The sequence below is a fragment of the Niallia oryzisoli genome (assembly GCF_036670025.1).
GTDB lineage: Bacteria > Bacillota > Bacilli > Bacillales > Cytobacillaceae > Bacillus_BD > Bacillus_BD oryzisoli.
Map to the genome: position 1 here is coordinate 443,578 of NZ_CP137640.1, position 6,423 is coordinate 450,000.

Sequence of the window (6,423 nt, forward strand, 5' to 3'; positions counted from 1 at the left end):
ATGAATAATCAGTTTCTATTTGTTTATGCTAGATATTGTATGGCAGGGTCTGACACCTTTACAAAAGGGTCAGCTTTTTTCATTGCCTGAAAGTGCTGGAAGAAGCTTAAGTATTATAAAAGGTTATATTTAAAACCCATTTGACAAGTACCTGCCGGAGTTCGATAATCGATTTATACAGATAATTAGGTCAACAAAAGAGAGGATTATTCAAATGGGTGTGCAATCGTTTTATCGTGATACTTGGGCGGAAATAAATCTTGACAACATTTATTATAATGTGGAATCATTGAAAAATATTTTACCGGGGAACGTTACTTTATTTGCTGTTGTAAAGGCTAATGCGTATGGGCACGGGGATATTCAAGTAGCCCGCACGGCTGTAAGTGCCGGCGCTTCCTATATAGCCGTGGCTCTCATTGATGAAGCTATAGCCTTACGAAAAAAAGGGCTTAAGGAACCAATTCTTGTATTAGGGGCAAGCAAGCCGGAGAATGCTGTAATAGCTGCTGAAAATGATATTACATTGACAGTATTTCAAAAAGAGTGGATTGATAAAGCTAAAAAGTTTTTACAGGAGAGTAAACCTGTGAAGGTTCATATTAAAATTGATACCGGAATGGGCAGAATAGGTGTAAAAACTAAACAGGAGCTTAAGGAAGTCGAATCCGCCATCCGTGAAAATTCATGCTTTTATTTAGAAGGTGCGTTTACACACTTTGCCACAGCTGACCAATTGGAAATAACGTATTATAAGGAACAATTAGCTTTGTTTAATGACCTTGTAGAAAGTTTTGAGAAACGCCCAGAATTAGTGCATTGCAGTAATTCTGCTGCAGCTCTTCGTTACCCTGAAAGCTATTTTAACGGAGTACGTTTTGGGATTTCCATGTATGGGTTAAGTCCTTCAAAAGAAATAGAGTCAGAATTGCCTTATCCACTCAAGGAGGCTTTTTCTTTGCGGACAAAATTAGTTCATGTGAAACAAATACAGCCCGGTGAGAAGGTTGGCTACGGTGCTACCTACGAAGCGCAAGCGCAGGAGTGGATTGGAACGGTGCCCATTGGCTATGCTGATGGGTGGATCCGCAAATTACGCGGACAAGAAGTATTAGTGGATGGAAAAAGAGTACCGATTGTCGGCCGAATTTGTATGGATCAAACGATGATCAAACTTCCGAATTATTTACCGGTAGGAACGGATGTAACGCTTATCGGCAGACAAGGGGATGAATTTATCTCAGTGAATGAAATCGCTGATGAGCTAGAAACGATAAACTACGAGGTTACCTGTATGATGTCTTACCGAATCCCGCGTGTATTTATTCAGAATGGGAAGATAGTCGAAGTGGTAAACGGATTATTATAATCCTCGGTTCTGGATATTGGATTAGACGTTTATTGAAAGACTATGTTAAAGAATATTATGATGTTGGTTATGCTGGTTGATTGAAGTGGAAGGCACCAAGACTCCTGGGGGAGAAGCGGGATAGGAGTGATCCCGCTGAAACAAAATGTCGAGGAGGCTCGGCGGTCGCCCTAAGGTGCGCGAAGTGCCTGGAACGGAAATCAACAACTAAGTCTAACAGACCTTTATCAAAATGAAATTAAATTATCGACATAATCTAGTCAATCAAGCGTATGTATGCATAAAAGGCTATTTTTTTGGACGATAATATTGAAGAATCCTTGAATAGTCTTTGCATTAATAAAAAATAATGATATTATAAAAAATGGTAGAGTGAATAGGTGTGTATTGATGGTGGAGGTGTACAATTGTGTCTGAGTCAAGTGTAACGACAGAGATTATGATAAAATTACCGCAACATCTATTAAGTGAGTTAGACGGTTTTGTCAAACAAGAAAATGTAAATCGTAGTGAATTTATTTATCAAGCAACGAAAATGTATTTGCGTGAGCGCAAAAAAAGACATATTCGTGAATCCATGAGACGGGGCTATATGGAAATGGCCAAAATAAATTTGACGATTGCATCTGAAGCATTTCAAGCGGAATATGAGGCAGAACATACAGTTGAACGTCTAGTAAGCGGAGGGTAAACCCTTGATTGTCAAACGTGGAGACGTTTATTTTGCGGACCTTTCCCCAGTTGTTGGCTCAGAACAAGGCGGGGTGCGCCCTGTACTCGTCATTCAAAACGACATCGGGAATCGGTTTAGTCCCACAGTAATCATTGCAGCAATCACAGCACAGATACAAAAAGCGAAGCTGCCTACACATGTTGAAATTGATGCGAAGCGTTATGGTTTTGAACGAGATTCGGTCATTCTTTTAGAGCAAATTCGTACTATTGATAAGCAACGCTTAACCGATAAAATAACTCATCTCGATGATGAAATGATGGAAAAGGTCAATGAAGCCCTGCAGATTAGTTTAGGTCTTATTGAATTTTAAATCATACAAAAAAACGTCCTTATGTTTGTAGGGACGTTTTTATTATGAATATGAAATTTAGCAGATAAACATATGGGGTCCTGATGGTTATCCAGCTCATGAATTTGTTAAAATGAATATATTACTCATTATTGGAGGATGTGCGATTGGAAAATACTTTAGAAAAGCAAACAGAATTATTTCAGTTAATAGCTTCAGAACAATCTCTTGCTGTTAAACAAGTAAAAAATGTCATAGCGATGCTTGATGAAGGAAATACAGTGCCGTTTATTGCCCGTTATCGAAAAGAAATGACCGGTTCATTGGATGAAGTACAGATTCGGGACATTATGGAAAGATGGCAATACATACAAAACCTGGAGCACCGCAAAGAGGAAGTCACCAGGCTGATTGAAGAGCAAGGAAAGCTGACACCGGAACTGCAGCAAAACATAATAAAGGCCGTGAAGCTGCAGGAAGTAGAAGATTTATATCGTCCTTATAAACAAAAAAGACGTACAAAAGCGACGATTGCAAAGGAAAAGGGCTTAGAGCCATTTGCAGAATGGTTATTGACATTCCCTAAAGGAGTGTCACTGGAGGAAGAAGCAAGTAAATATTTATCAGATGAAAAAGAAGTGACGACGATTGAGGGTGTTGTGGCGGGAGCCAAAGACATTATTGCAGAAATGGTCTCAGATGAAGCGGAAAGCCGTAAGTGGATCCGAATGGAAACAAGTAAAAAAGGGATCATAGAATCAACTGAGAAAGACACTGAAAAAGATGAAAAGAAAGTATACGAAATGTATTACTCTTATGAAGAGCCGGTAAGCAAAATTGTTCCTCACCGAATTTTAGCGTTGAACCGGGGAGAAAAAGAGGATATTTTGCGCGTCAGTATTAAACCTGATGTAGACTTCATCCTAAAGTATTTACATAAAAAATGGATTCGTGATACAAGCTCACTTTCAGCTCCCATTGTTTCGGAAGCGATTGATGACGGATATAAGCGATTAATACAACCGTCCATTGAAAGAGATATCCGAAATGAATTGACGGAAAAAGCAGAGGAACAGGCGATCCATATCTTCTCGGAAAACCTGAGAAATCTATTGCTGCAGCCTCCGCTAAAAGGAAAAATCGTCCTTGGAGTTGATCCTGCGTACCGAACAGGTTGTAAGCTGGCTGTCGTTGATGAGACTGGAAAAGTGTTAACAATCGGTGTTATTTACCCTCATCCGCCTGTATCCAAAACGAAAGAGGCCAAGGAAAAATTCGTGAAAATCGTGAAGGATTACAAGGTTGAAATGGCGGCAATTGGAAATGGGACAGCCTCACGCGAAACAGAGCAGTTTGTAGCAGATGTATTAAAGGAACTGCCTGAAGAAATATTTTATTTAATCGTCAATGAGGCTGGGGCAAGTGTATATTCTGCTTCTGATATTGCCAGGGAAGAATTCCCGGATTATCACGTTGAGGAGAGAAGTGCGGTCTCTATTGCCAGACGTCTTCAGGACCCGCTTGCTGAACTGGTAAAAATAGATCCTAAATCAGTTGGTGTTGGTCAATACCAGCATGATGTATCACAGAAGAAATTATCCGAATCCCTTACATTTGTCGTTGAAACGGTTGTGAACCAGGTTGGGGTAAATGTAAATACTGCATCCTCGTCTCTCCTGCAATATGTATCGGGTCTTTCAAAAACAGTGGCAAACAATATTGTGAAAAAGAGAGATGAAGAGGGACGGTTTACAACAAGGAAGCAATTAAAGAAAATTCCTCGTCTAGGGGCTAAGACATATGAACAGGCAATTGGATTTTTACGTGTCGTAGATGGCAGTGAACCGTTGGATCGAACATCCATACACCCGGAAAATTATGATGCTGTTGAATTACTTCTTAAGTCTCTTGGTTTCGGTTCTGCTGATTTAGGATCGGACGAGTTAAAAAAAGCTCTATCATCAATCAATATTAAGCAAACGGCTGAAGAGCTAACAATTGGTGAATTGACGCTGCAGGATATTGTAGACGCACTTGTTAGACCGGAAAGGGATCCACGTGACGAATTACCAACGCCGCTTTTGAAAAAGGATATTCTTAAGCTCGAGGACTTAAAGCCTGGCATGGAGCTGCAAGGAACTGTCCGCAATGTCGTAGATTTTGGCGCCTTTGTTGATATTGGTGTTAAACAAGATGGTCTTGTCCATATCTCAAAATTAAGCAGGAAATTTGTAAAACATCCGCTTGACCTCGTTTCGGTTGGGGATGTAGTGACCGTCTGGGTTGATTCTGTAGATTTGAATAAAGGAAGAGTGGCTTTAACCATGTTATCGCCGACAGAAGGCTAAGGGATATTAACGATATAATTTAACAGGGCTGTCCTATAAAGTGATAGAATCTACATTGTGATCATTAGTGTTTAATTCAACATAAGATCTGACATGTGGTTCCATTCATAAAAGTAGGACAGTCCTGTATTGGTATTAAAAATGTTTTTTTCTATAAATAAACCAGCATTCATTTAACAATTTGATTTGGTATCTATTTTTCTCAAAAAAGGCTTTTTGGATTTGATTTTGAAACCAAGTAGGCATAAGATTACCTCCCGGACAAAAATCTTATTAATTATCATTAGTCTATGCTGATATAGTTTGTCATGTGTGTATGATGTAAAGGAGTTGAGTCACAACATGGATAATCAGGAATTACAAAAATTAGTGGAAGATATCTCAATGAAGTATTTCCATAAACCCTTTCGCCATCAAGCTACTTTTAATAATCGGTTGAAAACAACAGGCGGCCGTTACTTGTTAAAAAGCCATGACATTGAAATGAATATTAAGTATTTTCAGCAGCTTGGGATTGATGAGTTAATCGGCATCATAAAACATGAGCTATGTCACTATCATCTTCATATAGAGGGAAAGGGGTATAAGCATCGGGATAAAGACTTTAAGGTGCTGATGGCAAAGGTAGGGGCTCCAAGGTACTGTTCCTCTCTTCTTGAAACAGCGGCAAGCAAAAAAAGTACAAAAATCATAACGTATTTTTGTAGCAGCTGTCACCAGATTTATAGGCGAAAGAGAAGGATGGATACGGAAAAATATGTTTGTGGGATTTGTAGAGGGAAATTAATTCTTAAAAAGGATTGACGGTTGTCCGAAAGGATGGTATATTATTATCCCGTGATTAACAAGTAGTTTTACATTTTAAATCGAACAAAAATGAACTTGACTTTTGTATTTCACGTAAATATAATATAAAGAGTCGATAACACGATAAAGATTATTCCGCAGTAGCTCAGTGGTAGAGCTATCGGCTGTTAACCGATCGGTCGTAGGTTCGAATCCTACCTGCGGAGCCATACGGGGAAGTACTCAAGAGGCTGAAGAGGCGCCCCTGCTAAGGGTGTAGGTCGCGCGAGCGGCGCGAGGGTTCAAATCCCTCCTTCTCCGCCATGTTATTTATGGCCCGTTGGTCAAGCGGTTAAGACACCGCCCTTTCACGGCGGTAACACGGGTTCGAATCCCGTACGGGTCATTGAAAAGCGGAAGTAGCGATAGAATATATTATTATTATACTATTTACTTCATATTTGGTCCGGTAGTTCAGCTGGTTAGAATGCCTGCCTGTCACGCAGGAGGTCGCGGGTTCGAGTCCCGTCCGGACCGCCATTTAAAATGTTTGGGCTATAGCCAAGCGGTAAGGCAACGGACTTTGACTCCGTCATTCGTTGGTTCGAATCCAGCTAGCCCAGCCATTTTTTTATTTTGTACGAGCCATTAGCTCAGTCGGTAGAGCATCTGACTTTTAATCAGAGGGTCGAAGGTTCGAGTCCTTCATGGCTCACCAAAGTTTTTTGTGTTAGCGAAATAACTTTTTATATGCGGGTGTGGCGGAATTGGCAGACGCACTAGACTTAGGATCTAGCGCCGCAAGGCGTGGGGGTTCGACTCCCTTCACCCGCACCATAAATTACCATTGGATAATTTATTAGAATCTGGTATTATATTTTGTGTCATAATAATT

Annotated in this window: 6 protein-coding genes and 7 tRNA genes; 12 read left to right on the forward strand and 1 reads right to left on the reverse strand. The window is 40.1% G+C overall.

Going from position 1 to position 6,423, the window contains the following annotated elements; translation table 11 throughout:
* Positions 1–214 precede the first annotated feature (214 nt).
* From alr to R4Z09_RS02220, 4 genes are all read left to right on the forward strand, one after another.
* Entirely contained in the window at positions 215–1,369 is a 1,155-nt protein-coding gene (gene alr, locus R4Z09_RS02205) for an alanine racemase (protein ID WP_338450791.1), read from the forward strand.
* A gap of 409 nt (positions 1,370–1,778) precedes the next feature.
* A complete protein-coding gene (locus tag R4Z09_RS02210; protein WP_150442114.1) occupies positions 1,779–2,060 on the forward strand; it encodes a CopG family ribbon-helix-helix protein in 282 nt (93 codons plus the stop codon).
* A gap of 4 nt (positions 2,061–2,064) precedes the next feature.
* Positions 2,065–2,415, forward strand: coding sequence for a type II toxin-antitoxin system endoribonuclease NdoA (ndoA, locus tag R4Z09_RS02215; RefSeq protein ID WP_071396434.1), 351 nt, complete (start codon positions 2,065–2,067; stop codon positions 2,413–2,415).
* A gap of 146 nt (positions 2,416–2,561) precedes the next feature.
* Positions 2,562–4,742, forward strand: a complete 2,181-nt coding sequence (locus R4Z09_RS02220; RefSeq protein WP_338450792.1) for a Tex family protein — start codon at positions 2,562–2,564, stop codon at positions 4,740–4,742.
* A 135-nt stretch (positions 4,743–4,877) separates the two neighbouring features.
* Here the strand turns inward: R4Z09_RS02220 and cmpA are convergent, their stop codons facing one another.
* On the reverse strand, positions 4,878–4,988 hold the full coding sequence (cmpA, locus tag R4Z09_RS02225) for a cortex morphogenetic protein CmpA (protein ID WP_338450793.1): 111 nt from the start codon (positions 4,986–4,988) through the stop codon (positions 4,878–4,880).
* Positions 4,989–5,084: 96 nt separating this feature from the next.
* Between cmpA and R4Z09_RS02230 the strand changes: the two genes are divergently transcribed.
* From R4Z09_RS02230 to R4Z09_RS02265, 8 genes are all read left to right on the forward strand, one after another.
* Complete coding sequence (locus R4Z09_RS02230; RefSeq protein WP_338450794.1) at positions 5,085–5,546, forward strand: SprT family protein; 462 nt, start codon at positions 5,085–5,087, stop codon at positions 5,544–5,546.
* A gap of 137 nt (positions 5,547–5,683) precedes the next feature.
* Positions 5,684–5,758 (forward strand) — tRNA-Asn (locus tag R4Z09_RS02235).
* 3 nt (positions 5,759–5,761) lie between these two features.
* Positions 5,762–5,852: transfer RNA gene (locus tag R4Z09_RS02240), tRNA-Ser, on the forward strand.
* Positions 5,853–5,862: 10 nt separating this feature from the next.
* Positions 5,863–5,934 (forward strand) — tRNA-Glu (locus R4Z09_RS02245).
* 57 nt (positions 5,935–5,991) lie between these two features.
* A tRNA-Asp gene (locus R4Z09_RS02250) sits at positions 5,992–6,068 on the forward strand.
* Between the two features lie 11 nt (positions 6,069–6,079).
* A tRNA-Gln gene (locus R4Z09_RS02255) sits at positions 6,080–6,154 on the forward strand.
* A gap of 16 nt (positions 6,155–6,170) precedes the next feature.
* Positions 6,171–6,246: transfer RNA gene (locus tag R4Z09_RS02260), tRNA-Lys, on the forward strand.
* Between the two features lie 34 nt (positions 6,247–6,280).
* Positions 6,281–6,365 (forward strand) — tRNA-Leu (locus tag R4Z09_RS02265).
* Positions 6,366–6,423: the final 58 nt, after the last annotated feature.

Excerpts from the sequence above, each read along its gene's own strand:
- alr (WP_338450791.1), top strand. The coding sequence starts at position 215 with ATGGGTGTGCAATCGTTTTATCGTGATACTTGGGCGGAAATAAATCTT.
- R4Z09_RS02230 (WP_338450794.1), top strand. The coding sequence starts at position 5,085 with ATGGATAATCAGGAATTACAAAAATTAGTGGAAGATATCTCAATGAAG.
- cmpA (WP_338450793.1), bottom strand. The coding sequence starts at position 4,988 with ATGCCTACTTGGTTTCAAAATCAAATCCAAAAAGCCTTTTTTGAGAAA.